Raw genomic sequence first — 24,083 nt, 5'->3', positions numbered from 1 at the left:
GGGGGTGATGCTCGAGCCGTCCGGGTTCGTTGCCGCAGCGTGCGCCAGGGCTTCCGCGCTGGTTCGCTCGCGGTCGAAGGAGTCGGAGGTTGCCGGATCCGTCTGGGGACTCGGGGCGGCCCGGCTCGAGGTGTCCAGGGCGCCGGGCTCGGGGCGCAGGGACGGGATCGGGCGGCGCGGGGGGACCGTGCCCGCGGCGGCTCGGTTCGCGCCGAAAGTCGTCGAATTGGGTTGTGGGGGCGCGGTCGGGCGGCGGCGGTCGGCGGGCTCGGAGCGGGACCACGGGGGTTCGCCCGCGCGGTTGCGGGCGGGTGGGGTGCGAGGGAAGGACGACTCCGGGCGGGGCGGGCTCGGGCGGGCGGGCACCGACTGAGCGGATCCCGAAGCGGCTGTGGAGCCGGGGGCCACGTCGGCGGCGGCGCCGGTCGCTGTGTCGGAACCGCCCGCGCCCGACGCATCACCAGCGGGAGTACCACTCGCGCCACGGGATTCACTCGCCGCATCGCGGGAGGCACCGGGGCCCGTGTCACCGGAACCACTCACGGTGCGGGAAGCGCTCGCGTTCGCACCGCTCACAGTGTCGGCAGCGCTGGCGTCCGCACCGGTCACGGCGCCGGCAGCGGTGGCGTCCGGACCGCTCGCCACTCCGGAAGCGGCAGCGCTCACCCCACCGGCGGCGGTGGAAGCGCCTGCGCCCGAAGCGGACTCGCCGTCGGTGCCGACCTCCCCGCTCGCTGCCGCCTCGGTTTCCGGGTCGCGGGTCGTGCGACCGGGATCGAAGCGGTAGGCGGGGCGGCGGGCGGGCGGGGGCGAATCCGGCTGGCGGGGTTCGGGAGTGGGGTCGGGGGTTTTCGTCGCGGCCTCGGCGGCCGCCGTCTCCTCCGGGGAGGGGTGGATGAAGGTCTCCGGGGGAACCGGATCGCGGCGGAGCATGCGGCGATCCGGGAGGGTGCCGCGGCGGGGGCGGTGTTCATCGCGGGCCACGCGGGCCGAGGGCCAGGACTGGTCGGGATCCGCGGGGGTGCGGTCGGGTTGATCCGCCGTCCCCTGATCGCGGCGAGAACCGCGACGCGCCGAAGCGGCGGCGTCGCGGTCCCGGACCGGTGGTTCGAAATCACGTGGCATGAACAGTTACCCCGCAAGCGCTTTCGGAATGGTCGCGTGCTCCGGCAGGATCACCCCGCAGCCGAGCGAGGCTGCGAAGGCCGCCGCCTGGTAGCGGTAGCAGCGCCGGATCTTCAACCGCGACTGGGTGGACAGGTCGCGGGTAATGGCCTCGATGCGCGGCAGATCCCCGCGCAGCGGTTCGGTGATGGTCACGAGCGCACCGAATCGCGTGACGCCGTGCCCGCGCGCCTGCTCCTCCCGTGCCTGCTGGGTGGCGCCGACCCGGATGGTCGCCGCCGCCGACACCACGCCGCGCTCGCTCTGCTGAGCCACGAGCGCGTTCTTGTAGTCGTCGTCCACGATCTGCGCCGCGTCACCGGCCGAATGCGGCCGGTACACGATCGTCACGCGCTTGCGCGGCACCTCGGGATTGGGCGCGAGCAGCCGCTGCAGCACCCGCTCGTCCACGGCGCCCTCGGGCGCGGTGTCCATCTCCCAGGTGACCGAACGTCCGCCGTCGTGGATGAAGTGATCCCACCGCTCCTCGTGCGAGACCGGCCCGGCGTCGGCCCAATCCAGCCCGTGCCCACCGGCTTCGCCCGCCGCCACCTCGAGATCGGCCTGCGAGGCCGGATCGTAGGAACGCCGGATGAAGGCGATGACGTCGTCGGCCGACATCGGCTGCGCGCGCACGCCCGCCTCGGCCAGCGCCGCGCAGATACCCGGCAGCCGGCGGCCGATCTCGACCGCCTCCTCCGCCGGATTCTTGCGCCGCTCAGCGGTTGTCGCCTTGAACGTGATGGACACGCGCGGCAGCAGCTGCACCCGCTCCTGCGGCAGTTCGGTCGCCAGCTCGTACATGACCTGCTGCGCCAGATCCGGCGCCTCGGGCCGGGTGATCGCGGAAACCTCGGTGAGCAAACGGTTTCCGGTCTCGGGCACGGTGTCGATGACCGGCACCACCGCCACGATGTCGGAGGTCTGTCCCAGTGAGGCCAGGAAGGTGCCCCACGCGGACACCCACCGGTCGATCACCGGCTGATCCACGGCCTCGTGCCCCTGCGGCCAGGCGCGCAGCACCACCGTGTACTGCCCGAACTGCGGCAGGTGAATCATGCCGAAGCTGTAGCCGCCGGCGTCGATGCCCTCGTACAGCCGCGAGGGCGCCATGATCCCGGGCAGCCGGGTGACGCCACCCGGAATCCGGGAGAACCGGCCGCCGCGATACACGTGCTCGCCCTTACTGCGGCCGCGCAACCAATGGAACATCATCAATCCCGTCTCGTATCCGGAGCGTCCTCCGGTTCGCCACACCAGTGGAACCATGACGACCAGACCGACGACCGCCACGAACAGCGCCGGTTTGGGTCCCGCGATGAGCGCGGTCAGCAGCGCCCCGATCACGACCGCGAAGCCGACGACGGTCTCACCCCAGCGCAGGCCGAAAAGTCCTGCGCTGCGGGGCTTCTGCCACAGTCCGTACGAGCGGCGCTCGTAGGTGTCGGTCATGGTCATCGTGGGATGGTGCTCCTGCCGAGGTCGGGTGAACGGTTGGTCCAGCGGTCACCGGCGAGATCGCCCGCGGCCGCATCCGCCCGGTTCAACCCGGCTGTCGCGGCTCGCACCTGCGAGACCCGGTTCGCTGCTGCTCGTGCCGCGCCTGACGGTACTGCCGCACCGCCGCCCGGACCGGAAGGACTCGCGGCCGCGCCACCGCCTCCGCCGCCACCGCGCGGCGGCAACGGCCGTCCCGCCACGCCGCCGGGACCGCCGGGCCCACCGGGGCCGCGGGGTCCGCCCCGCTGCGGTCCGACGAAGCCGGCCCGGCCGGGACCGGCGGCCACCTTCGCGCCCACGGCCCGGCTGCCGACCGCACCGATGGCGGCGACGCCGACCAGGGTGCCGGTGGTGGCGGTCAGACCGGAACCACCGCTGCCGACGATCGCCACGGCCGGGGTGGCCAGGCGCATGAGGGCGGGCAGCACGAACGCCGCGCTGCACAGCAGCACGATCGCGACCAGCATGCGCTGGGCCTGATCGGCGTCGGGCAGCCCCGCGGTGGAGGTCAGCTCATCGGTGTTGCCCGCGGTGGTGAACGCGATCATGTAGACGATCGCCGCCACCGGTTTGTAGAGCATGAACGCGATGATCCAGCTGATGAGCTTGGGATAGGACCCGCGCCCGGTCGCCGTGCCCGAGGCCGCCGCCGCCAGCGGCAGCACACCCGCCGCGACTATCAGCAACCCTTGGCGCACGATGGCGAGCACGATCTGCGCGAGCGCGCCGAGCAGGCCGACGATCGCGATGATCAGCACCAGACCGGGTGAGAACGCTTGCAGTTTCGACGTTTTCACCATGAGTTCGGCGATGTTGCGCGCCTGCCCGTCGGTGGAATCCTGAATCACCCACTCGGAGAACTTGTCCGAGGCCTGGGTGGCCGCCACGATCACCGCGCCGAGCATCCAGGAACTGAAGATGACCCGCGCGTACATGCGGAAGGATTCGGCCGCCTCACTGACCGCGGCCCCTCGTCTGGCTTCCGCCAGTTTGGCGCCGGATAGGATCACCGACACCATCAAGAGCAATATCTGCGCTTGATACGTGTAGTCGTTTATCTTGCTGAACAGTGTTCCGGCGTCGCTGACCCGTTCGTTGGGCAGCTTCATCCAGAACGTCAGCGCGAGTATCAGCGCCTCGCCCAGACCGCTCATGAGCGAGTCGACCACCTTGCCGAAGGTGGAGTCCCACGCCTTGTCCCGGACGGTGTCCGCGGCGTCGACGGGATGGGTGGCGACGTTGCCGGCCTTGCACGCGGCCGAGGCCGCGTCACCGAGGGTGAGACCGGGAATACCGAGACCGTCGAGCGAATCGTGTAACTGGTTGCACGCCTCGTCGAAACCGTAGTTCTGTCCGTACGCCACCGTCGGTGTAGCGATCATGACGGTGAACACGACCGCGAGGATCGTCAGGATGCGCCTCAGCATGTGGTCCGCCCCTTCGTGGGTCGAGTTGCCACTTCATTCACCATTCGTTCATCACCACCGCGTCCATCCCGCGAGGGAATCGACGTATTCAGTCTGCGAGGACTTCGAAGCCGACGGTTTGAGGCGCCAGTCACCGGCGTCCCACACCATGATCAGGCGTACCGCCGCCCACAATTGCCGGTTGTCGACGACGGGACCGCGCGCGGCCAGGCGCACGATGGCCATGTCGTCGGCGTAGTTCTCCACCTGGAAGCCGTCCGAGGCCACCAGGTAGCGGGTCACCCGCTCCGGCTGCTGTTTCGGTAACCGCTGATCGGCCAGGGCCTGGTCGTAGGCGGCCACCTGCTGTGCCGACACCCGCACCTGCCGCACGTAGAGCTCGCGGTCGGCGGGACGGGCGTTGAGCCGGTAGGTGATCTGCGCCGCGGCCAGCACGGCGCCCTGCGGCGTGTGCGAATAGCCGACGGCCAAACCGTTTTCGAGCCGGGCCGGACCGTCGGAGGTGGAGAACGGCACCGAAGCGCCGAAAACCCGCTGCCAGCCGTGCGGTTCGGTGATACCGTGCGGCAGTCCGGTCAGCCAGTCCCTATCCGCGGGCTTGCGCTGCTTGCCCGGTTCCTGGGAGAGTGGCTGCCCCGCCGAATTGTTGGGTATGTCGACCCGGCGGCCGAACAGATCCACTTCGGGCGCGGCGAATCCCGTCGCACCCGCATCACCCGCGATGGGTGTCGTTCCCTCGGCCTTCGTACTCGACGGGGTGTCGTCGCGGCCGATGTAGACCACGACGCCGACGATGACGATCAACGTCACCACGGCCGCCGAGACGATGACGCCGAACGAGATCCGGTCGCGCTCGGGCGACTCCTTCTCGCTCATTGCGGCGCCTCCAAAGTCTGTATGTCACTGGACAATTGAGCTAACTAAGAACTTTAGGTCGGCAAGAGGGCGAGCGCGATCCCACTGGCCGAACTCGCCATGATCGCACCCATCAGGCTCACCACGACCCCGTGCGTCGCGTCGTTCGCCGCGAGATCGTCGCGGAACGCGTACCACAGCTTGCCCGCGGACAGGATCATCCAGGCCAGGCATAACAGCAGTACGCACCACAGCAGCCAGTCGATCAACTGCATCATCGGCCGCAACACGTCGGCGGGCATCTGCTTGTAGGCCAGCAGGGCCACTGTGGCGGACATTAGGTGATCACTGCGTTCATGATCGTTCCAGCACTGGTGGCGATGATGCCGCCGATCATCGCGCCCGCCACCATCTTCGGCGACTCCAAACCGCCTCCTGTCCACTTCTCCCAGGCGAAGCGACCACCCGCGTAGGTGATCCCCAAGACTCCCGACAACAGAACGAACCAGGTGAAGTACCGAACCAGCTTCAACAACTTGTCCGACGCGGGCGGCGCCTCGGGGGTCGGATTACCGACCTGGGCGAGGATGGAACCGTAGGCGTCGTGCACTGCGAGGAGCATGCTCATTGTCTGTCCTTCTCCAAAAGCGAACTGCTAGTTACAATCTCGCCGATGATCGGCCCTCCTGCACGGCCGGCCCCGGCAACTCCTTCGGACAATCGCTCCCGCACCCCGGTGGGCGGGGATAAAAACGTTGGTGCGCAAAGCTTTCCACTCGGCACAATGATCACTCCCCGGCATCCGGCGGATCGGACCGGGGGGCGGCAGGGGCATCGAGGGCGTCCTGCACGGCCGCCACGATTCCCGCGCCGAGCTCACGGACGTCGGGCATGACCTCTTCCAGCGCATCGGTTTTGCGCCGGCGCTGCTGCTGCGGCACCGCGTCACCGGGCGACCAGATCGGCAGCTGATCGGGCTCGACGAGCGTCCACTCCTCGTGCCACTGCACCTGCCACACCTCGCCCGCGAGCGAGCCGACCACGTCGCGATAGCGCCTGATCTCGGCCGGGATTCGGCCCGGCCGCGCCGCGACGGTCACCAGGCCGAGCACCTCGCACGAACCGGCCAGGCCCGCGTGGTGCTGGCGCAGCAGGTCGTGCGCGCGGGTCAGTCCGGAGATGGTCTCGCGGGCGACGAGCACGACGAAGGGCGATTCCCGGTCGAAGCCGCCCGGCCAGCGCCGGTACGAATCCGCCGCCGGCGCAAGCACATGCGCGAGGGTGCTCGCCCCCGCGCCGCCGTGGACGCCGAGCAGCCACACCAGTGGCGCTCGACCTGCTCCGGGTACGGGACGGTCCCAGATGGGTGCGCGGCGGGTCTCCGGCGGCGGCACCACTCCGGCCGCCATAGCGGTCTCGGAGGAAGATCGACGTTCCTTCATGGCTGCGGTCATGATGCCACTCCAGCAAGCAGGCGGCGATACGCACGGCGTGTCTCGGCGGCCAGGTTGCTGTGCCGCACCAACTCCCCGCGCGCGAGGTGCGGGTCATAGGGTATCTCACGGATATCGCGTACCCAGCCGTCCAGATGCTCCCGCAAATGGTCAGCGATTCGAGAGTCGACGCCCGGCAACTGGTGGGACACAACGATCGTGGTATCGCCCACAATTCCACCGCCCTGACCCTCGCCCTGGCCGCTGAACTGGTCGTCGAGCCACTCCAGGGTGACGCGCAGCCGGTTGGCGGCGTCCACGCGAGCCGGAATGGCAAGGACCAGAGCGATATCGCCGTCCTCGAGCAGCGGGCGCAGGTGCCGTCCGGCGATCGGATTGCCGCCGTCGTATACGGGGGTGTATCCGGAGTCGCCGATGGCGCGCGCGACCGTGAGGTAGGTGGCGCGCCTGCGCAGCGGTTCGGGATCGCGCCACAGCAACCCGATTCCGGACGTGGCGCGGGACAGGCACTCCTTGAGCGGCGCCGGTTCGTCGTCACCGCGGCCGTAGAGCCACGACTGCAGGCTGATGGGGCTGAGATGCTCGTCCGCGCCCCGCAGCGCCAGATCGCTGCCGGCGTGGGTCGCGTCCACCGCGACGACCTGTGCGCCCGCCGCGCCGACCTCGCCGGCGATGCCGAGCGCGGTGGTCGTCGTGCCCGCGCCGCCGCAGCCGCCGACCACCAGGATCGAGCGTTGCGCGGGGCCCGGTTCGCCGGAATCGCCACGGCGCTTGCGCAATCGAACCACCGGAGCCTTGGAACGCGCGGGATCGCTCGACGACTCCCCCTCGTCGGGGACCTCGTCGAGCCAACGGCTCCAGTCCTGATCCATCTGTCTCAGCTCTCCTCTTATCCGGCCGGGATGCCCGCGGGGATATGGTCGCCGATGACCAAGGTGTCCGTCATCTCGTTGTACGCCGCCATGCGGGCGCTCGGACCGGAACGGTCATCCTCTTCGAGTGTGCCGACGGATTGCGAAGTGTCACGGGAAGATTTGAGCGTATGTAGAGCTAACCCTCCGGCTACGGCTAGCAACAGAATGGCAACGACCAGGATCGCGACCGCGATGATCCGCCTGCGGACGAAGTGCGGCGCGGTGGGGGGCGGAGCGTCCGCGACGGCGTCCAGCAGCGCGGACGCGGTGTCGGCGGGCTCACGCTCCTCGTATTCACCGCTTTCGGAGGGGAACTCCACCACGGTGGATTCGCGGTAGCGCAGTTTCGGTGTGTACGAAGCGGTTTCACGATCGGTCATCCAGTCCGACCAGGCGCCCGCGAAATGACTGCGGCGCAGGATCGACTCGGGCACCGGCGGGATCACCAGTTCGGCCTCGGCGTCACTGATGTAGTGCGGGAACCGCGCGGGGCCGTCCTCGTCGCCGAATACGGTGTCGCCCTGAGCATCGGTGAGCACCGCGCCGTCGGCGCCGGGCTCGAGACTGGGGTACCAGCGCGAAACTTTTTTGTACGACTTCAACATTGCGCGCGTACCCGCTGCGTCGGGCGCGTCGTGCTGCATCGTCGGACCCTCTCGGCGATCGGTCGTGACGGACGTCGGGCGTCGTCGGTGTCGAGCTACGGCCCGTTTGTGCCACGGTCGATCTCTGTACTGCGGCAGTACGGTCCCAATCGGAAATTCTCTCGTATGTACAGAATTCCAACGACTCGACGCGCCGAGGACGCTCCTTGTAATCCGCGCGCGTACGCGATAGCAGGCTCCCCGGCTCCGTGTGCACACCACGCCGGGGACCCGCCCGGCACCCGCGTCACACGAGAATCTACATTCACAAGACAAGCAATTTGGAGGTTTTGTGAAGACAGCAGACATCGCCGCGGTCGTGACCGGCGGCGCCTCGGGACTCGGCCTTGCCACTGTGCGCGAACTGCACTCGGCGGGCGCGAAGGTCGTTATCCTCGACCTTCCTTCGTCCGAGGGCAAGGCTGTGGCCGACGAACTCGGTGAGCGCGTGGTGTTCTCGCCCGGCGACGTGACGAGCGAGGAGGACGTGACCGCCGCGCTCGACGCCGCCGAGCAGCTGGGCACCCTGCGCATCGCCGTGAACTGCGCCGGAATCGGCAATGCGATCAAGACGGTCGGCAAGCAGGGCGCGTTCCCGCTCGACTCGTTCAAGAAGATCATCAACGTGAATCTGATCGGCACGTTCAACGTGATCCGCCTGGCGGCCGAGCGCATCGCGGCCACCGAAGAGGCCGACGGCGAGCGCGGCGTCATCGTCAACACCGCTTCCGTCGCGGCGTTCGACGGTCAGATCGGTCAAGCGGCCTATTCGGCCTCCAAGGGCGGCATCGTCGGGCTGACCCTCCCGGTCGCGCGCGACCTGGCCCCGCTCAAGATTCGCGTGGTGACCATCGCCCCGGGCCTGTTCCACACGCCCCTTTTCGCCACCCTGCCCGATTCCGCCATCGCGGCGCTGGGCGCGCAGGTGCCGCACCCGGCTCGCCTCGGCGATCCGTCCGAGTACGGCTCCCTGGTGCGCCACATCGTGGAGAACCCGATGCTGAACGGCGAGACCATCCGCCTGGACGGCGCGATCCGCATGGCCCCGCGCTAGTCACGCGGGTCACCCCCTGAAACGCGAAACCGGCCGGGAGCCACAAGCTCTCGGCGGTTTTCGCGGTTCGGGCTCAGCCGAAGTGGCACACGTAGTGCACGGGCTCGGCGACCTCGATCCGGAACGAGCTGTTGCCCGGCACCGAGAAGGACTCGCCACCCTTGTAGACCACGGCCTCGGTCTCCCCCGCGAGGGTCACCTTGGCCTCACCCTCGATGAGTTCCATGATCTCCGGCGCCCCGGTGTTGAACGTCAGCGTGGCCGGCAGGATGACCCCGACCGACTTGCTGGTGCCGTCGGCCAACTCGATGTTGTGGCTGACGCACTTGCCGTCGAAGTAGACGTTCGCCTTCTTCGTGACACTGACATTCTCGAACGCGGTCATGAACTCTCCTGGTCGTGAACTCGGACAACGGTCGGTCAGCCTACCGGGGACACGCCGAACAACTCGGCACCGGTGTACGGACCGCCGGTCAGCTCGTTCAGCGCGGTCACGATGCGGCGCTCCTCCCAGCGGAAGTGGGACTCCATGATCGCCGCCAGGCCGGCCAGCTCGCCCCGCACCGCATCGGCGTTGCCGGGAGTGAGGGTGTCCAGGAGCTCCTTCAACCGGGTCAGGATGCCGGTGATCAGGCGGTGGTCGTCGCGCAGGCCGGCCAGGACCGGCTCCAGCTCGGGGAACTGACGGGCCAGGGCCGGGAAGGCCGTGGCGTCCTCGCCCGTGTGATGGTCGGTCAGGGCCGTACAGAACGCCAGGCAGTGGGTCCGTAGATCCGCGGGGCGGTCCGCGCCCGCGGCGTAGGAGTCGAGTTCGCCGGTCAGTCGCCGCAGATCGGCCCGCAGCCGGTCGTGTACACGCACCAGCTCGCGGCCGAAGGCGACCGCCCGGTCGCCGCGAGTCTCCGCTCGGGAGGCGTCCACCACGGGCTGTGAATCATCAAGGGACATAACATGATCCTTCGGTCGAGGGCAGCCTAGCCAGCGCGGCCGGTAGCTGGAGGATTTTCTGCCACGGGGTGGGTCCGCCCGGCACACGCTCCCGGGCGGCACCTCAGCGCTGTGACGCGGCGGCCCGCGCCGGGCTCACCCCGGAGACTTCCGCCCGCCCACCGGGCGGCGCCGCGGCCGCGACCGCGACGCCCGATCCCTGGTTCATCCCTCCTGCACCTTCCGGGACGTCACGTCCGCGCGGAGGCGGGCGTTCTCGTGTTCCAGTTCGGTGATGCGGTCGCGCAGGGACTGGACGGCCTCCAGGACCTCCTCGCGGGGGTAGAGCTCGGGGATGTGCTGGCGGCAGTTCCAGTCGAACGCCTCGACCTCGATCAGGACGGCCCGTTCCACCGGGACCGTCGTCCCGGGGAGGGTCAGGGACGCCATCAGGGCCGGATCGTCTTCGGCCTCAACCACTCTGGCGTGGCCGAAGATCTTCATGCGGGCCTTGGCGGCGTAGTCCATCAGGAACAGGGCCACGCGGTCGTCGTGGTCCAGGTTGCCGCGGCTGATGTACTGCTTGTTGCCGCGGAAGTCGGCGAAGGCGAGGGTGTGGGGGTCCAGGACCTTCAGGAACCCGCGCGGGCCGCCCCGGTGCTGGATGTAGGGCCAGCCGGTCTCGCTCACCGTGGACATGTAGAAGCTGTCGCGCTCCCCGATGAACCAGGCCTCGTCCTGCCCGATCGCGTCCGCGACCTCGGGCACCGCCGCCATCCGTTCATAGCCGCGCAGGCTGCCGTGTTTGCGCTGATGCTCCCGGACCGCGGGGGTGAACGCCACCTGCGCGTAGTGCCCGGTCATGATCGAGACACCGATGCGGCGATATAACCAGTCATATCAACTTCAACAGTTACATAGACTGGCGGATTCCCGACCCGGTCGAGAAATCTCGAGCGGTCCGCCGACGTCACCGCGACCACGGCACAGAACGACAGCGCGGCACCCGCTCCGGAGAGGGGATGCCGCGCTGGGACTTTCGGGTTGTCAGGCCGCGGACGTCACGCGATAGACGTCGTAGACGCCCTCCACGTTGCGCACCACGTTCAGCAGATGCCCCAGGTGCTTGGGATCGCCCATCTCGAACGTGAACTTCGAAATCGCCACGCGGTCACCGGAAGTGGTGACCGCCGCGGACAGGATGTTCACCTTCTCGTCGGCGAGCACCTTGGTCACGTCCGACAGCAACCGGGTGCGATCGAGCGCCTCGATCTGGATCGCGACCAGGAACACCGAGGACGGCGACGGCGCCCATTTGACCTCGATGATCCGCTCCGGCTCGGACCGCAGCGAATCGGCGTTGGTGCAGTCGGTGCGGTGCACGCTGACCGCCCCGCCGCGGGTCACGAAGCCCATGATCTCGTCGCCCGGCACCGGCGTGCAGCACTTGGCGAGCTTGGAGACGGTTCCGGGCGCACCCGGGATCTCCACACCCGCGTCCCCGGTCAGCCGCTGACGCGCGGGCACCGTCGACGGCGTGGACCGTTCGGCGAGCTCGTTCTCCACGTCGCTGACCCCGCCCAGCTGGGCCATGAGCCGCTGCACGACGTGATGCGCCGACACCTGGTTCTCACCGACCGCGGCATACAGCGCCGAGATGTCGGTGTAGTGCAGCTCGTGCGCGAGCGAGGACATCGCGTCCGCGCTCATGAGGCGCTGCAGCGGCAGCCCCGAGCGCCGGACCTCCTTGGAGATCTGGTCCTTACCGGCCTCGAGGGCCTCCTCACGGCGTTCCTTGGCGAACCACTGCCGGATCTTGGCCTTGGCCCGCGGCGACACCACGAAGTTCGACCAGTCCCGCGAGGGCCCGGCGTTCTGCGCCTTGGAGGTGAAGATCTCGACGACCTCACCGTTCTCCAGCTGCCGCTCGAGGGCGACGAGCCGCCCGTTGACGCGCGCGCCGATGCAGCGGTGCCCGACCTCGGTGTGCACGGCGTACGCAAAGTCCACCGGGGTCGACTTCTGCGGCAGCGTGATCACATCGCCCTTGGGCGTGAACACGAAGATCTCCGGCGACTTCAGGTCGAAGCGCAGCGACTCCAGGAACTCGGCCGGGTCCGCGGCCTCCCGCTGCCAGTCCAGCAGCTGGCGCATCCACGCCATGTCATCGACCTCGGTCGAATCATTGGAGTGCTTGCCCTTCGTCTCCTTGTACCGCCAGTGCGCGGCGATGCCGAACTCCGCGGTCCGGTGCATGTCCTGGGTACGGATCTGCACCTCGAGGGGTTTGCCGTCCGGCCCGACGACGGTGGTGTGCAGCGACTGGTACACCCCGTACCGCGGCTGGGCGATGTAGTCCTTGAACCGCCCGGCCATGGGCTGCCACAGCGAATGCACAACGCCCACAGCGGCATAGCAGTCACGCACCTCGTCGCACAGGATGCGGATGCCGACCAGGTCGTGGATGTCGTCGAAGTCCTTACCCTTGACGATCATCTTCTGGTAGATCGACCAGTAGTGCTTGGGCCTGCCCTCGACGATGGCGCTGATGCGGCTGGCGGCGAGGGTGTTGACGATCTCGTCCCGAACCTTGGCCAGGTACGTGTCACGTGAGGGTGCGCGGTCCGCGACCAGGCGCACGATCTCGTCGTATTTCTTGGGGTGCAGGATGGCGAACGCGAGGTCCTCGAGCTCCCATTTGACCGTCGCCATACCCAGGCGATGCGCCAGCGGAGCGATGACCTCGAGCGTCTCGCGCGCCTTCTTGGCCTGCTTCTCCGGCGGCAGGAAGCGCATGGTGCGCATGTTGTGCAGCCGGTCGGCGACCTTGATCACCAGCACGCGCGGGTCGCGCGCCATGGCGATGATCATCTTGCGGATGGTCTCGGCCTCGGCGGCGGCGCCCAGGTTGACCTTGTCCAGCTTGGTGACGCCGTCCACCAGGTGGGCGATCTCGGTGCCGAACTCGTTGGTCAGGTCCTCGAGCGCGTAGCCGGTGTCCTCGACGGTGTCGTGCAGCAGCGCGGCGACCAGCGTGGTGGTGTCCATTCCCAGCTCGGCGAGGATGTTCGCCACCGCGAGCGGATGGGTGATGTACGGGTCGCCCGACTTACGGAACTGGTGCTGGTGCTTCTCGTCCGCGACGTCGAAAGCTCTTTGCAGCAGAGCGAGATTCGCCTTCGGGTACAGCTCGCGGTGCACGGTGGCGAGCGGCTCGAGCACCGGTTTCACCGCGGCGATGCCACGCTGGCCCGTCATGCGGCGCGCCAGGCGCGCACGCACCCGGCGCGAGGCGGAGGTGGGCACGGCGGCGGAAGCGGGACGCGCGGCGCCGGACGCCGGGGTGGCCGGCTCGCCGTTCTCCGATTGCCCGGCGTTCGCCTTCTCCAGATTCTGTGTCATGCCACCACCTCTCCCGGCCTCGATCGGCTCAACCTACCGGACCGTCCAACCACGTAGACCACCCACTTTAGTCCTGGAAACGTTCCGAGACCGGAACGGCGAATCACGCCCTCCCGGACCCGTCCGGAGCGTTGAACCTTACTCGCATCCGCACCGTGTTCGGCGCGGCATTGCGTCCGGATTGCTCCGATCTCCATTTCGGGTCGATCCCCCGCTCGCGGCGGCCTTTCTCCCGGGCCCCGCCGGACCCGCCGGCGGGCCGCGCGGAATCCGCGCGACCCGCGTTCAGGGGCACTATCCGACCGTGGATTCGGTCAATCCGGACGCCTCGAGCTCGACCCGGCGTGTGACGCCGATCTCACCCAGGAACCGCTCGTCGTGACTCACCACGACGAGCGCGCCCTGGAATCCGGCGAGCGCCTCGGTGAGGTGCCGCAGGCTCGGCAGATCCAGATTGTTGGTCGGCTCGTCGAGCAGCAGCAGCTTCGGAGCCGGATCGGCCAGCAGCAGCATGGCCAGCGCGGCCCGCAGTCGCTCCCCGCCCGAGAGCGCGGCGGCGAGGACGTCGGCGTCGCCGCCGCGAAACAGGAAGCGAGCCAGCTGGGCTCGAATCTGTTCCGCCGAGGCGTGCGGCGCTGCCGCGGCCACGTTCTCGAAGACCGTGAGCGTCTCGTCGAACACGTCCAGCCGCTGCGGCAGCATCCGCCAGGGCACCGTGGGCGATTCCGCGCAGATCCGATGCAGCAGTGTGGTTTTGCCCGCACCGTTGCGTCCGGTGAGCGCGATCCGCTCGGGTCCGGTGATCGTCAGCGTCACGACGGGGCCGTTCGCCAGCGCCACATCTCGCAGTTCGATCACATCCTGCCCCGGGTACAGCCGGGTGCCGGGCAGCTCGACACGGATCTCGCGGTCGTCGCGCAACCGCTCCTCCGCCTCGGTCAGCACGTCCTTGGCGTCGGCGAGCTTGCCGATGTGCTCGGTGCGCAGTTTGCCCGCCGAGACCTGCGCCTCGCGTTTGCGGTTGTGTGCGACGATCTTCGGCACCCGCTTCTCCCGCTCGGCCTTGGCTCCGGTTCGCAGCCGCCGGTCGAGCTTGATCCGCGTGTCCACCAGCTCGCGCGCCTGCTTGCGCACATCGCCCTTGGCATCGCGGATGGCCGCTCGCGCGGCCTCCTGCTCGGCCTCGACGATCCGCTCGTAGTCGCCGAAATTGCCGCCGAACAAACGGATTTCGCCCTGTCGCAGCTCGGCCACGGTCGTGACCCGGTCGAGCAGCTCGCGGTCGTGACTGACGGTGAGCACGGTGCCCTGGAACTGCCCCACGACCTCGTACAGGCGTTCGCGCGCCACCCGATCGAGGTTGTTGGTGGGTTCGTCCAGCAGCAGCACATCGGGCTCCCGCAACAGTTCGGCTACCAGGCCCAGCAACACGGTCTCTCCGCCGGACAGGGTGTCCAGCCGGCGATCGAGCTGACCGATATCGCTTGCGACATAGTGCAATCCGAGTCGGCCGAGCAGGGCGATGGCATGTTCCTCGATATCCCAGGCCGTCCCGACCGCCTCGAAGTCGGCGTCGGTTCCGTTCCCGGACTCGATGCGATGCAACGCCTTTCGCGTCGGCGCGATACCGAGCACCTCGTCCACCCGCTGCCCGGCCGACAGGCCGAGATCCTGGCGCAGATAGCCCAGCCGCCCCGGCACGGTGATCGACCCGCGAGCGGGCAGCAGTGCACCGGTGATCAACCGGAAAAGCGTGGATTTACCGGCGCCGTTGCTCCCGACCACGCCGACGTGACCGGGCCCGAGCAGCGCGTTGAGACCGTCGAAAACGGGGGTCCCATCCGGCCAGACGAAGCTCAGATCGGAAATGGAAATGACAGGTAGTGACATACGGACTCCTGGAAGGTAAGCGCGAGTGAAGGCGGCGCTCGAGAGCGCGGGCCATGGGCTGCGTTACCTCAGAAGATCAACGTAAGGTCTCCGATCGGGAGGGAATGGAACGTTTACAAAGGTAACCAGTCCCGATGCCGGTGTGCAAGTGGCAAATTCCGTGAGCCGGATCTCAGGATCGGATCCGGCTCCCGTCCTCACTGCCCGATGCGACGCGCTTTCATGCCGTTGAGCAGCGGGACCTCGGCCACCTTCCCGCCGGGTTCGGCGTGCAGCATCTTGCCGCTGCCGAGGTAGATCCCGACGCTCGAGGGTCCGCGTGTCCCCCAGTTCCCGAACACCAGATCACCGGGCTGGGCCTCGAGCAACGCCACCTCGACCCCGATCTCCCACTGCTGCTCGGCCGTGTTCGGCAGCTGGATCGTGCCCCCGCTGGCGGCGAACACCGCGGCCGCGGTGAGACCGGGTTCGTCGAAGCCGCCCTCGGTCGGGCCCTGGGTACCGCCCCCGCCGAAAACGTAAGGGGTGCCGATCCATTCGTGCCCCGCCGAGGCGATCTGCGGGCCGAGGTCCGCGGCGGCGTCGGGGACGAAGCGCCCGGTGCTGCCCATGCTGCGGAACCCGGCCTCCGCGGCCAGGATGCGCGCCACGTACGGGCGGGTCTCGCTGAAGTGCCCGGGTACCTGGTTGGGCATGCCGCCCGAGGCCAGCACCGCGCCCTCGCCGGCGTTGTAGGCGGCCACGGTCAGCGCCGTGAGATCGCCGGTCACCTTGCCCTGCTCGAGCCAGCCCTGCACCTTGCCCGCGATCGTGCACATGTACCGGCCCTGGCCGATGATGGCGTCGCCGTCGTCCCAGGGACTGGCTTGACCGTTGCCGTCGGCGTCGATCACGTAGGGCTGTCCGTCGGGGGCCAGGGAGGTCGCGGTGCTCGGCAGGAACTGGGCCAGTCCGATCGCACCCGCGGGCGAGGTGAGCCCGCGCCGGAAGCCGGATTCGGCCTGCCCCTGCGCGGCCAGCAGCGAGGAGCTGATCTGCGGGCACAGCGAGCCCGCGCGCCGATACCAGATCTCCAGTTCGGCGGGCACCTTGCCGCCGGCGAGATTGCCTCCGGCCGTGCCGAATCCGTTCTCGCAGTTGGGCGAACTCGCACTCGCGTCCGGCAGCGCCGAACCCGACAGCCACGGCATGGGGTCGACCTGGCTGCCGCCGGTGAGCCGCCCGCCGGGCACCACCTCGAAATGCAGGTGCGGGCCCGAGGATTGGCCGTCGGAGCCGACCGCGCCGATGTGCTGGCCCATGGTGACGATGTCGCCGGTGCGCACGAACAGGCCCGAGGCGTACATGTGCCCGTAGACCGTGGAGTACCGCCGCCCGCTCTCGTCGAGGGAGTCGATGACGATCCAGTTCCCGAAACCCGACGCCGGGCCGGAGGCGACCACGAGGCCGTCGGCGGCGGCGTAGATCGGGGTCCCGTTGGCGGCGGCCATGTCGACGCCGAGGTGATCCCCGCCGCGCGAGCCGTAGGTGTCGGACACGGTGAAAGTGCCTGCCGCCAAGGGGTATTGACGGCGGCCCGCGCCGGAGAGCCGTCCGGCCTCGTTGACGGTGCCCGGCATGGCGGCCAGCGAGACCTCCGGGGTCTGCACCGCGGTGGAGGTCGCGGCGGCCGCCTTGATGGTCACCTGCACGCGGTCCAGGTGGTTGCGCACCGCGTCGCCGCGATCGGGCATGGCCGTCCACTGCGTGCCCGAGGCGGCCGTCGGGGTCCAGCTGCGCTGCTTCCAGATGACGTAGTCCACGCGGAACGTGGCGGCGTTCTCCTGCAGGAACGCCACGATGGAATCGCCCTTGGCCTGGTCGGTTCCGACGATGAACTCCACCGCGCGGCCCGCGCGATGATCGGGGTAGGCGTCGTCCGCGATCACCCCGCGCATCTCGAGACTGCCGAAACGCGCCACCGTGCACCGCAACACGCGCAGCGCGCCGTCCTGCAAACCCGCTTCGGCGGGGGAACCCGTACTCGGGCAATCGGGTTCGGTGCGCGCGGTGGTGGCCGCCGGAATGAGCGGGGAACCCGGGGCGCAGTTCTCCTCGGTCGACGGCAGGATGATCACCAATACGAGCGTGACCATCGACAACGCTATGCCGACCACACTTCCGACGACGAACTTGGCGTTCACGCCCCAGCGCTCCCCGACGACGTGGTCATCACCGGGACATCATGTCATGGCGGACACGCCTTTTCACGGACCCGCGACACGGTTTCAACCCGCACACAACGGGCATCCCTCGGTAATGCCGTACGTCGCCCGCAATGAGGCCACCGCCGCGCGCATCATCGCAACGGTCGGTGCACTGTTCGCCCTCGTCGAGGGCCTGTATATCTTGCTGCTGGTGTTGGACGCCGATCAGACCAATCGGTTCTTCCAATTCATCAAGTCCTTGGCCGAGCCCCTGGCCCTGTTCTTCCCGGGCCTGTTCACCACCGGAAACCCCGACCTGGACGTCGTCCTGAATTACGGTCTCGCAGCGATCTTCTGGCTGGTCGTCAGTGGATTCGTCGCCCGGGTGATCGCCCGGTGACGCCGAAAGCGGCGGGCAGCGACGTCACCGTCGCCATCCGCCGCTTCCGAAACGTGTTGTCAGCGCGCCCGCTCGCGTCGCGCGCTCAGCGCTGCACGATCGAGGTGAGCGGGTAGTCGCCCTGCTTGGCGCGTCCACCCAGGAATTCCAGCTCGAGCACGACGGCCGCCGCGACCACCTCGGCCCCCGCCGCGCGGAACAGCTCCGCGGCCGCGGCCAGGGTGCCGCCGGTGGCGAGCACGTCGTCGAGCAGCAGGATCTTGCGGCCCTGCAGTTCGATGCCGTCCGCCGGGATTTCCAGTGCGGCCGAACCGTATTCGAGGGTGTAGGACCGGGTGTGCACCGGCGGCGGCAGCTTGCCCGCCTTGCGCACCGCCACCACGCCGGTGCCGAGCACCGCGGCGACGCCCGCGCCGAGCAGGAACCCGCGCGCGTCCACCCCGGCCACCAGATCGGCGTCCGGCGCGCAGGCCGCGAAGCAGTCCAGCACCGAGCGGAAGCCCTCGGCATCGGCGAACACCGGGGTCAGATCGGCGAACCGGACCCCCGGGGTCGGAAAGTCGTCGTGCCAGCGGGTCAGCCGCTCCACCGCCGCGTTCGCCCGTCCGGTGCGCTCGGTCGCGACCTCCGCCGTATCGACCATCTCGTGCTTGCTCAACACCCGCTCCTCACACGCTCATCTCCCGAGGCCCTCACCGCTCGAGCACCCAGCGATCCATATTCCAGCCCGCTCCCGCCCGGGTCGGGCTCACGATTCCGTTCTTCATGCCGTCGCCGAACGCGATGGTTCGCGGTTCGGCGAACAGCGGAATCGAAGGCATCTCACTCCAGAGCAGGTTCTCCTGCTCCGTCATGAGGTTCAGCACGGTCGTCGAGTTGTCCTCCGCCGCAAGCTGATCCGCGATGGCATCGTAACGGCCATTGCCGAACCGCCCGAAATTCAGCCCCTGACCGGTGCGCAGCGAGGCCGTCGCGTCGGTCGTCACGCTCGCCCCCGAGGGACCGGGGAAGGACGCGGTGCCGCCGAGGACGGCGTCCACCTTGCCCTCGGCGAGCTGGACCGCCGCGAAGTCGGCCGCGCCGGCGTCGACCACCGAAATGCCCGCCGGACGGCAGGATTCGGCGATCTTGGCGATGGTGGCGGCCCGCCGCTCGTCCGGCTGGACGTAGCCGATGCGGACGGTCGGGTTCTGCACCCCGGCGTTCTCGAGCGCCTTCTTGGCCCCGGCGACGTCGACGTTCTTGTACTTGTCGGCGGCGCCGGTCACCGCGCCGTAGTAGAGCGTGTCCTGCTGCACGGTCCGCGAGTTCAGCGGTCCCGCACCGAGTCCGGTCGCCGGGGTGTCGAAACCCGGGTGCCCGAGCTGATCGAACAGCTCCTGCCGGGGCGTGCACAGTGCCAGCGCCCGCCGGGCGTTGACGTTGCTGAGCACCCCGCCGGTGCTCAGCACCAGCTGCTCCACACCGCGACCGGGCACATTCTCCGCGGCCAGCCCGTCCAGGCTCGCGTCGCCGAACGCGCCGGCGCCGATATCGAGCACGCCGATCGACTTGGCCTCGAGCTTGCCCTTCAGGTCGGTGTTCTTGTCCCACACCACGATGCGGGGCGTCCGCGCGGCGTTGCCCCACCAGCGCTCGTTCTGGACCAGCACCAGACCGTCCTTCTCACTGAAGGATTCGATCCGGTACGGACCCGACGACGGCAGCACGGTGAGATCCACCTTGCCCGGCGTCAGCGTCCAGCCGTTGTTCCAGAAGTCCGCGATGCGCTCGACCGCGCCCTGGTCGTTGCCCTGGATCGGGGCGACCACGTTGGGCACCCCGACGGCCTTGGCCACGACGTGCGCGGGCATCAGCTCACCGGCGTTGAACAGCGTCTTCCACGGCGTGTAGTGCCGTCCCGGCCGGAACACCACGGTGGCGTCCTTGGATCCGGGCTGGCAGTCCACCCGCTCGATCTCGTCGTAGCCGGCGGTGCTCGCCGCGTCGAACGCCGGAATCTGCCCGCCCGCACCGGGTTTGGTGAAGCGCCCGCTGCGCGCCGCCCACGCCATGACGAGATCGTCACAGGAGGTCGGCGCGCCGTCGGAGTACACCCCGTCCGGATTGAGCCGGTACTGAATGGTCTGCGTCTCGCCCGGCACCTCTTTGGCGGTACCGGTGTCGGTATCGGCTACCGGCTGCCCGTCGGGGCCGGTGTAGAAGAACCCGGTGATCACGCGTCCGAACACCGCGGCCGCACCACCGTTGGCGCCCGCCGTGCTGCCGCCGTTGTAGCTGGCCAGCACGGTGTCGACGCCGTACCCGATGGAGGGAACCTGGTTCTTGCCACCACACGCCGTCAGCGCACCGACGGCGAGCACACCCGCGACGGCCACGGCGGCGCCACGTCGAATCCTGTTCTGTCGCACCGTCCGCAACCCCCTGCGCCTATGGCCTTCTCTTGTGTCGTTTTCCGCTCGGTCGAGTTCCCGGGCGCGGGGCCTCGCCCCGGGGACGCGGCGCGGAGCCTTCCCGCCCGCCGGCGCGACTCGCCGCGCCCGCCCGCTGCGTCGCGGCCGCGTGCACGTCCGCCGCATTGCCGCCGGCACGCCTGGCTGCCACCTTCTTGGTGTGCGCGGCCACCGGGCCCCAGCGTTCCTTGATGCTGACCAGCAGCGGCACCGCGAAGAAGATCGAGGAGTACGCGCCGACGATCATGCCGACGAGCTGCACCAGGGCCAGATCCTTCAGGGTGCCGACGCCCAGCAGCCACACCGCGACGACCAGCATGCCGATGATCGGCAGGATGCCGATGATCGTGGTGTTGATCGAGCGCATGAGCGTCTGGTTGGCGGCCAGGTTCGCCTTCTCCGCGTACGTGTGTTTGGTCAGGTGCAAGACGCCGCGGGTGTTCTCCTCGACCTTGTCGAACACCACGACGTTGTCGTAGAGCACGAAGCCGAGGATGGTGAGCAGGCCGATGACCGCGGCCGGCGTCACCTCGAAACCGACGAGCGAGTAGATGCCCGCGGTGACGATGAGGTTGAAGAACAGCGAGCCGATCGCCGCGAACGACATGTCGCGTTCGAAGCGGAAGGCGATGTAGAGCATGGTCAGCAGGACGAACACCAGCAGCGCCCACAGCGCCTTCTCGGTGACCTGGCCGCCCCAGGTCTCGCTGATCTCGGCGATGCTGATCGCGTTGATATCGGGCTGGCCACTGGAGTTCTTCGGCTGGAACGCCTGGAACAACGCGGCCTGCAACTGCTCGGTCTGCGCCAGGTCCAGCGTCTCGGACCGGATCTGCATCGCCGAGGTCGCTCCCGAGCCCACCTTCTGCACCGTCACCGGTTCGTGGCCGAGCGTGTCGGTGTACACCTGCTCGACGCGTTCGGTGGTCACCGATTCGGCGGCGGGCATCTGGATGCGCGAGCCACCCGCGAAGTCGATGCCGAGCGTGAAGCCCTTGATGCCGATGCTCGCCAGGGCGATCACCAGGAACACCGCGGCCAGACCGTAGAAGAACTTGCGCCGGCCGACGATCTCGAAGCCGCCGGTACCGGTGTAGAGCCGTTCGAGGAATCCGTGCTGCGGGGACGCCGCCTCGTAATCGAGTTCGGAGTCGACGTCCAGAACGGGACTGGTCTTGCGCATGGTCACGCCTCCTTCACCAGGACGCCGGCGGCCGCCTTGCGTTCCCGGGCAATCTGAGCGACGGCGCCGAGGCCGTTCACCGAGGGTTTGGCCCAGAACGGCGACTTCGAGGCCATCATCATGAGCGGCGCGGTGACCAGGTACAGCACGATGACATCGAGCACGGTGGTGATGCCGAGGGTGAACGCGAAGCCCTTCACCTGTCCGGCGGCGAGCCAGTACAGCACCGCCGAAGCGATGAGGCTGACCGTCTTACCCGAGAGGTTGGTGCGCTGCGCGCGCGCCCAGCCCTTGGGCACCGCGGACCGGAAACTTCGGCCCTCGCGCATCTCGTCCTTTATTCGTTCGAAGAACACGACGAACGAGTCGGCCGTCATACCGATACCGATGATCAGACCGGCGATACCGGCCAGGTCGAGCGTGAAGCCGACGGACCTGCCCAGCAGCACGATGATCAAATACACCGCCACGCCCGCCGCGAGCAGCGAGAAACCGGCCAGGAAGCCGAGCATGCGGTAGTAGAGCAGGCAGTACAGCAGCACCGCGACGAGGCCGATGGCGCCCGCGATCAGACCCGCGCGCAGCGAGGACAGACCCAGTGTCGCCGAGACGGTTTCGGCCTCGGAGGTCGAGAACGACAGCGGCAGCGAGCCGTACTTGAGGGTGTTGCCGAGTTCGGTCGCGGTGGTCTTGTTGATGCCGGTGCCCGAGATGGAGGTGCTACCGGTGTACTGGCCCGCGGCCTGCACCTGCGGGGCGCTCACGACCTCGGTGTCGAGCACGAAGGCCAGCTGCTTCTGGTAGAACTCCGTGGTCAGCTTGCCCCAGGTGTCCGCGCCGCCGGACTTGAACTCCACGTCCACGGTCCACTTGGACTCCTGCGCGTTGAACTGGCCGCGCGCGTCTTTGATCTCCTGGCCGTCGAGCCGGCTCTTGTCCAGGAGGTAGACCTCGGTCCCGTCGGCGCTGCAGGCGACCAGCGGCAAGTTGGGATCGTCGTTGCCCTGCAGCGGATCCGGCTTGGTGCAGTCCATGGTGAGCATGGCGGTCTGCTGAATCGTCGGATCGGTGCTCTGGCGCAGCGCCTTGGCCTCTGCGATTTCCTTCTGCGCCTGCTGCGGCGACGCCGGTGCGGGCGCGGGAGCCGGTGCGTCGGTGGTCGGCGCGGGCGCGTCGGTGGTCGGCGCCTGGGCGGGGAACACCCGGTTCTGTTGTGCGGGAGCCTCACCCGTGGTGGGGGCGGTCTCCGGCGTGGTCGGCGCGTCGGCCGTGGTGGGCGCACCCGGGGCGGCCGATTCCGGCGCCGGGGCGGGCTGGGGTTGTTGCGGCTGCTGCGGATTGACCGGCTGGCCGTTCTTCACCTGCGGCGGAATCGGCTGGCCGATCACCGGGCGGACGTAGAGCTTGGCGGTGGTGGCCAGCGTGCGAGCCTGCGCGCCGTCCTCGCCCGGGACCGTGATGACCAGGTTGTCACCCTCGATGACGACCTCGGATCCCGAGACGCCCAGGCCGTTGACGCGCTGCTCGATGATGTCCTGCGCCTTCTGCAGGCTCTCCTTGCTCGGCTTGCCGCCGTCGGGGGTACGCGGCGTCAGCGTGACGCGGGTACCGCCCTGCAGGTCGATGCCGAGCTTGGGGGTCGCGGACTTGTCACCGGTGAAGAACACCAGGCCAAACATCACGGCCACCAGTGCGGCGTACACGCCGAGCAGGCGCATGGGATGCGCCGTTCCCTGGGAAGGTGGCACAGCAGTTATCTCCTAGGCGGATGGTGGTGGAACGAGCGGGCACACCGCAGCGCCGCCGGTCGCCGGGATGCGGCGGCCGACGGCGCGGGGTCGTGTCAGTCCTTGGTCAGCTTCGGGTTCTCGTCGGCCGTCTCGGGCCGGTCGCCGAGCACGGAACCGGGTTCCCCGGTGGTCTCGACGGCGGCGGCCTCGACGGCGTCGGCCTCGGCCGGGGTGGCGGCAACAGCCGAATCCGTCTCGGCCGAGTCGCCGTCGGTGGTCTCCTCGGCGCGGACCTCGCGGATCGCGGCGCGCGACCAGGTGGTCACGACGTCTTCGGCGATCTCGAGATCGACGGTGGTGTCATCGACGTCGACCACGGTGCCGTACAGCCCGGAGGTGGTGATCACCCCGTCGCCGACCTTCAGGTTGTCCTGCATCTCGGTGACCTTGGCCATTTCCCGCTTCTGTCGGCGAACGCCGAGGAACATCGGGATGAGCAGAGCAACCAGAAGCAGTGGCAGCAGAAGGTCCATCGTCGAAGTCAGCCCCTAGTCAGGTGGTCGAATGGGTCGTTGCCCACACAGTCTGCCAGCTATCCGCCGAGTAGGGCGCGCCGACCTGCTCTATCTGTTCGTCGCGCGCCCCGGTGCGCGGCGATTCCCGTGCCGGGCGGTCGGGATCGTCCGGCACGCCGCCGCCGGGCCGGACGCGGGCGCGCCGCCGGACCGCGCGGACGCCGGACCGCGGACCGTGCCGCGGGACCATTCGCCTGCGTGTGCCCCGGATATGCCGGACACGGCCGCGGGCGGGGTGGGGGGGGCCGCGGCCGCGGGGGGGGGGTGGGGAGGGGCCCGGGGCCGGGGGCCCGGGGCCGGGGGGGGGGGGGGGGGTGGGTGGCGT

Annotated in this window: 20 protein-coding genes and 2 pseudogenes; 2 read left to right on the top strand and 20 right to left on the bottom strand. The window is 69.0% G+C overall.

Features of this window, described 5'->3' with window-relative positions:
• Positions 1-1,131: 1,131 nt before the first annotated feature.
• From ACWIGI_RS14610 to ACWIGI_RS14575, 8 genes are all read right to left on the bottom strand, one after another.
• A complete protein-coding gene (locus ACWIGI_RS14610) occupies positions 1,132-2,622 on the bottom strand; it encodes an SCO6880 family protein (protein ID WP_454202880.1) in 1,491 nt (496 codons plus the stop codon).
• Complete coding sequence (locus tag ACWIGI_RS14605) at positions 2,619-4,091, bottom strand: hypothetical protein (RefSeq protein ID WP_454202879.1); 1,473 nt, start codon at positions 4,089-4,091, stop codon at positions 2,619-2,621. Before ACWIGI_RS14605 ends, ACWIGI_RS14610 begins: the two co-directional genes overlap by 4 nt.
• A 51-nt stretch (positions 4,092-4,142) precedes the next feature.
• The gene (locus ACWIGI_RS14600) at positions 4,143-4,967 is read right to left on the bottom strand and encodes a hypothetical protein (RefSeq protein WP_454202878.1); all 825 of its coding nucleotides are present in this window, start codon (positions 4,965-4,967) and stop codon (positions 4,143-4,145) included.
• A 53-nt stretch (positions 4,968-5,020) separates the two neighbouring features.
• The gene (locus ACWIGI_RS14595; protein WP_454202877.1) at positions 5,021-5,272 is read right to left on the bottom strand and encodes a hypothetical protein; all 252 of its coding nucleotides are present in this window, start codon (positions 5,270-5,272) and stop codon (positions 5,021-5,023) included.
• Between the two features lie 11 nt (positions 5,273-5,283).
• Entirely contained in the window at positions 5,284-5,574 is a 291-nt protein-coding gene (locus tag ACWIGI_RS14590; protein ID WP_354986899.1) for a hypothetical protein, read from the bottom strand.
• Between the two features lie 160 nt (positions 5,575-5,734).
• The gene (locus tag ACWIGI_RS14585; RefSeq protein ID WP_454202876.1) at positions 5,735-6,400 is read right to left on the bottom strand and encodes a hypothetical protein; all 666 of its coding nucleotides are present in this window, start codon (positions 6,398-6,400) and stop codon (positions 5,735-5,737) included.
• Positions 6,397-7,272 carry a MinD/ParA family ATP-binding protein gene (locus ACWIGI_RS14580; RefSeq protein WP_454202875.1) on the bottom strand — a complete coding sequence of 292 codons (876 nt, stop codon included), beginning with the start codon at positions 7,270-7,272 and terminating at the stop codon, positions 6,397-6,399. The genes ACWIGI_RS14585 and ACWIGI_RS14580 overlap by 4 nt, the downstream gene beginning before the upstream one ends.
• A 17-nt stretch (positions 7,273-7,289) precedes the next feature.
• Positions 7,290-7,919 (bottom strand): hypothetical protein, encoded by a 630-nt coding sequence (locus ACWIGI_RS14575; RefSeq protein ID WP_454202874.1) that lies wholly within the window; start codon positions 7,917-7,919, stop codon positions 7,290-7,292.
• Positions 7,920-8,250: 331 nt separating this feature from the next.
• On the opposite strand from ACWIGI_RS14575, the gene ACWIGI_RS14570 reads away from it, so the two are divergent.
• Positions 8,251-9,012 (top strand): 3-hydroxyacyl-CoA dehydrogenase, encoded by a 762-nt coding sequence (locus ACWIGI_RS14570; protein WP_454202873.1) that lies wholly within the window; start codon positions 8,251-8,253, stop codon positions 9,010-9,012.
• Positions 9,013-9,085: 73 nt separating this feature from the next.
• Here the strand turns inward: ACWIGI_RS14570 and ppnP are convergent, their stop codons facing one another.
• The 7 genes and pseudogenes from ppnP to ACWIGI_RS14535 all read right to left on the bottom strand — a co-directional run.
• Positions 9,086-9,397 carry a pyrimidine/purine nucleoside phosphorylase gene (ppnP, locus tag ACWIGI_RS14565; RefSeq protein WP_454202872.1) on the bottom strand — a complete coding sequence of 104 codons (312 nt, stop codon included), beginning with the start codon at positions 9,395-9,397 and terminating at the stop codon, positions 9,086-9,088.
• A gap of 35 nt (positions 9,398-9,432) precedes the next feature.
• Positions 9,433-9,960, bottom strand: a complete 528-nt coding sequence (locus ACWIGI_RS14560) for a hemerythrin domain-containing protein (protein WP_454202871.1) — start codon at positions 9,958-9,960, stop codon at positions 9,433-9,435.
• Positions 9,961-10,164: 204 nt separating this feature from the next.
• Positions 10,165-10,803, bottom strand: coding sequence for a pyridoxamine 5'-phosphate oxidase family protein (locus tag ACWIGI_RS14555; protein ID WP_454202870.1), 639 nt, complete (start codon positions 10,801-10,803; stop codon positions 10,165-10,167).
• Between the two features lie 183 nt (positions 10,804-10,986).
• Complete coding sequence (locus ACWIGI_RS14550) at positions 10,987-13,341, bottom strand: RelA/SpoT family protein (RefSeq protein ID WP_454202869.1); 2,355 nt, start codon at positions 13,339-13,341, stop codon at positions 10,987-10,989.
• A gap of 294 nt (positions 13,342-13,635) precedes the next feature.
• Positions 13,636-15,231, bottom strand: a complete 1,596-nt coding sequence (locus ACWIGI_RS14545) for an ABC-F family ATP-binding cassette domain-containing protein (RefSeq protein WP_454202868.1) — start codon at positions 15,229-15,231, stop codon at positions 13,636-13,638.
• A gap of 197 nt (positions 15,232-15,428) precedes the next feature.
• Positions 15,429-15,701 (bottom strand): annotated as a pseudogene (locus tag ACWIGI_RS14540) (C40 family peptidase); the annotation flags it as partial.
• A 297-nt stretch (positions 15,702-15,998) separates the two neighbouring features.
• Positions 15,999-16,721: pseudogene (locus ACWIGI_RS14535) on the bottom strand (peptidoglycan DD-metalloendopeptidase family protein); the annotation flags it as partial.
• An 808-nt stretch (positions 16,722-17,529) separates the two neighbouring features.
• Between ACWIGI_RS14535 and ACWIGI_RS14530 the strand changes: the two are divergent.
• Positions 17,530-17,817: a hypothetical protein gene (locus ACWIGI_RS14530; protein WP_454202867.1), complete on the top strand. Its 288-nt coding sequence runs from the start codon at positions 17,530-17,532 to the stop codon at positions 17,815-17,817.
• A gap of 85 nt (positions 17,818-17,902) precedes the next feature.
• Here the strand turns inward: ACWIGI_RS14530 and ACWIGI_RS14525 are convergent, their stop codons facing one another.
• The 5 genes from ACWIGI_RS14525 to yajC all read right to left on the bottom strand — a co-directional run bounded on the left by ACWIGI_RS14525 (position 17,903) and on the right by yajC (position 23,716).
• On the bottom strand, positions 17,903-18,460 hold the full coding sequence (locus ACWIGI_RS14525) for an adenine phosphoribosyltransferase (protein WP_454203133.1): 558 nt from the start codon (positions 18,458-18,460) through the stop codon (positions 17,903-17,905).
• A gap of 49 nt (positions 18,461-18,509) precedes the next feature.
• Entirely contained in the window at positions 18,510-20,228 is a 1,719-nt protein-coding gene (locus ACWIGI_RS14520; protein ID WP_454202866.1) for an ABC transporter substrate-binding protein, read from the bottom strand.
• A gap of 19 nt (positions 20,229-20,247) precedes the next feature.
• Positions 20,248-21,453, bottom strand: a complete 1,206-nt coding sequence (gene secF / locus ACWIGI_RS14515) for a protein translocase subunit SecF (protein ID WP_454202865.1) — start codon at positions 21,451-21,453, stop codon at positions 20,248-20,250.
• Between the two features lie 2 nt (positions 21,454-21,455).
• Positions 21,456-23,201, bottom strand: coding sequence for a protein translocase subunit SecD (gene secD, locus ACWIGI_RS14510; RefSeq protein WP_454202864.1), 1,746 nt, complete (start codon positions 23,199-23,201; stop codon positions 21,456-21,458).
• 95 nt (positions 23,202-23,296) lie between these two features.
• Positions 23,297-23,716: a preprotein translocase subunit YajC gene (yajC, locus tag ACWIGI_RS14505; RefSeq protein WP_454202863.1), complete on the bottom strand. Its 420-nt coding sequence runs from the start codon at positions 23,714-23,716 to the stop codon at positions 23,297-23,299.
• Positions 23,717-24,083: the final 367 nt, after the last annotated feature.

It is taken from the genome of Nocardia sp. NPDC055321 (assembly GCF_053645575.1).
The sequence above is the reverse complement of the archived record's forward strand: the minus strand, read 5'-3'. Positions and strand labels throughout refer to the sequence as shown.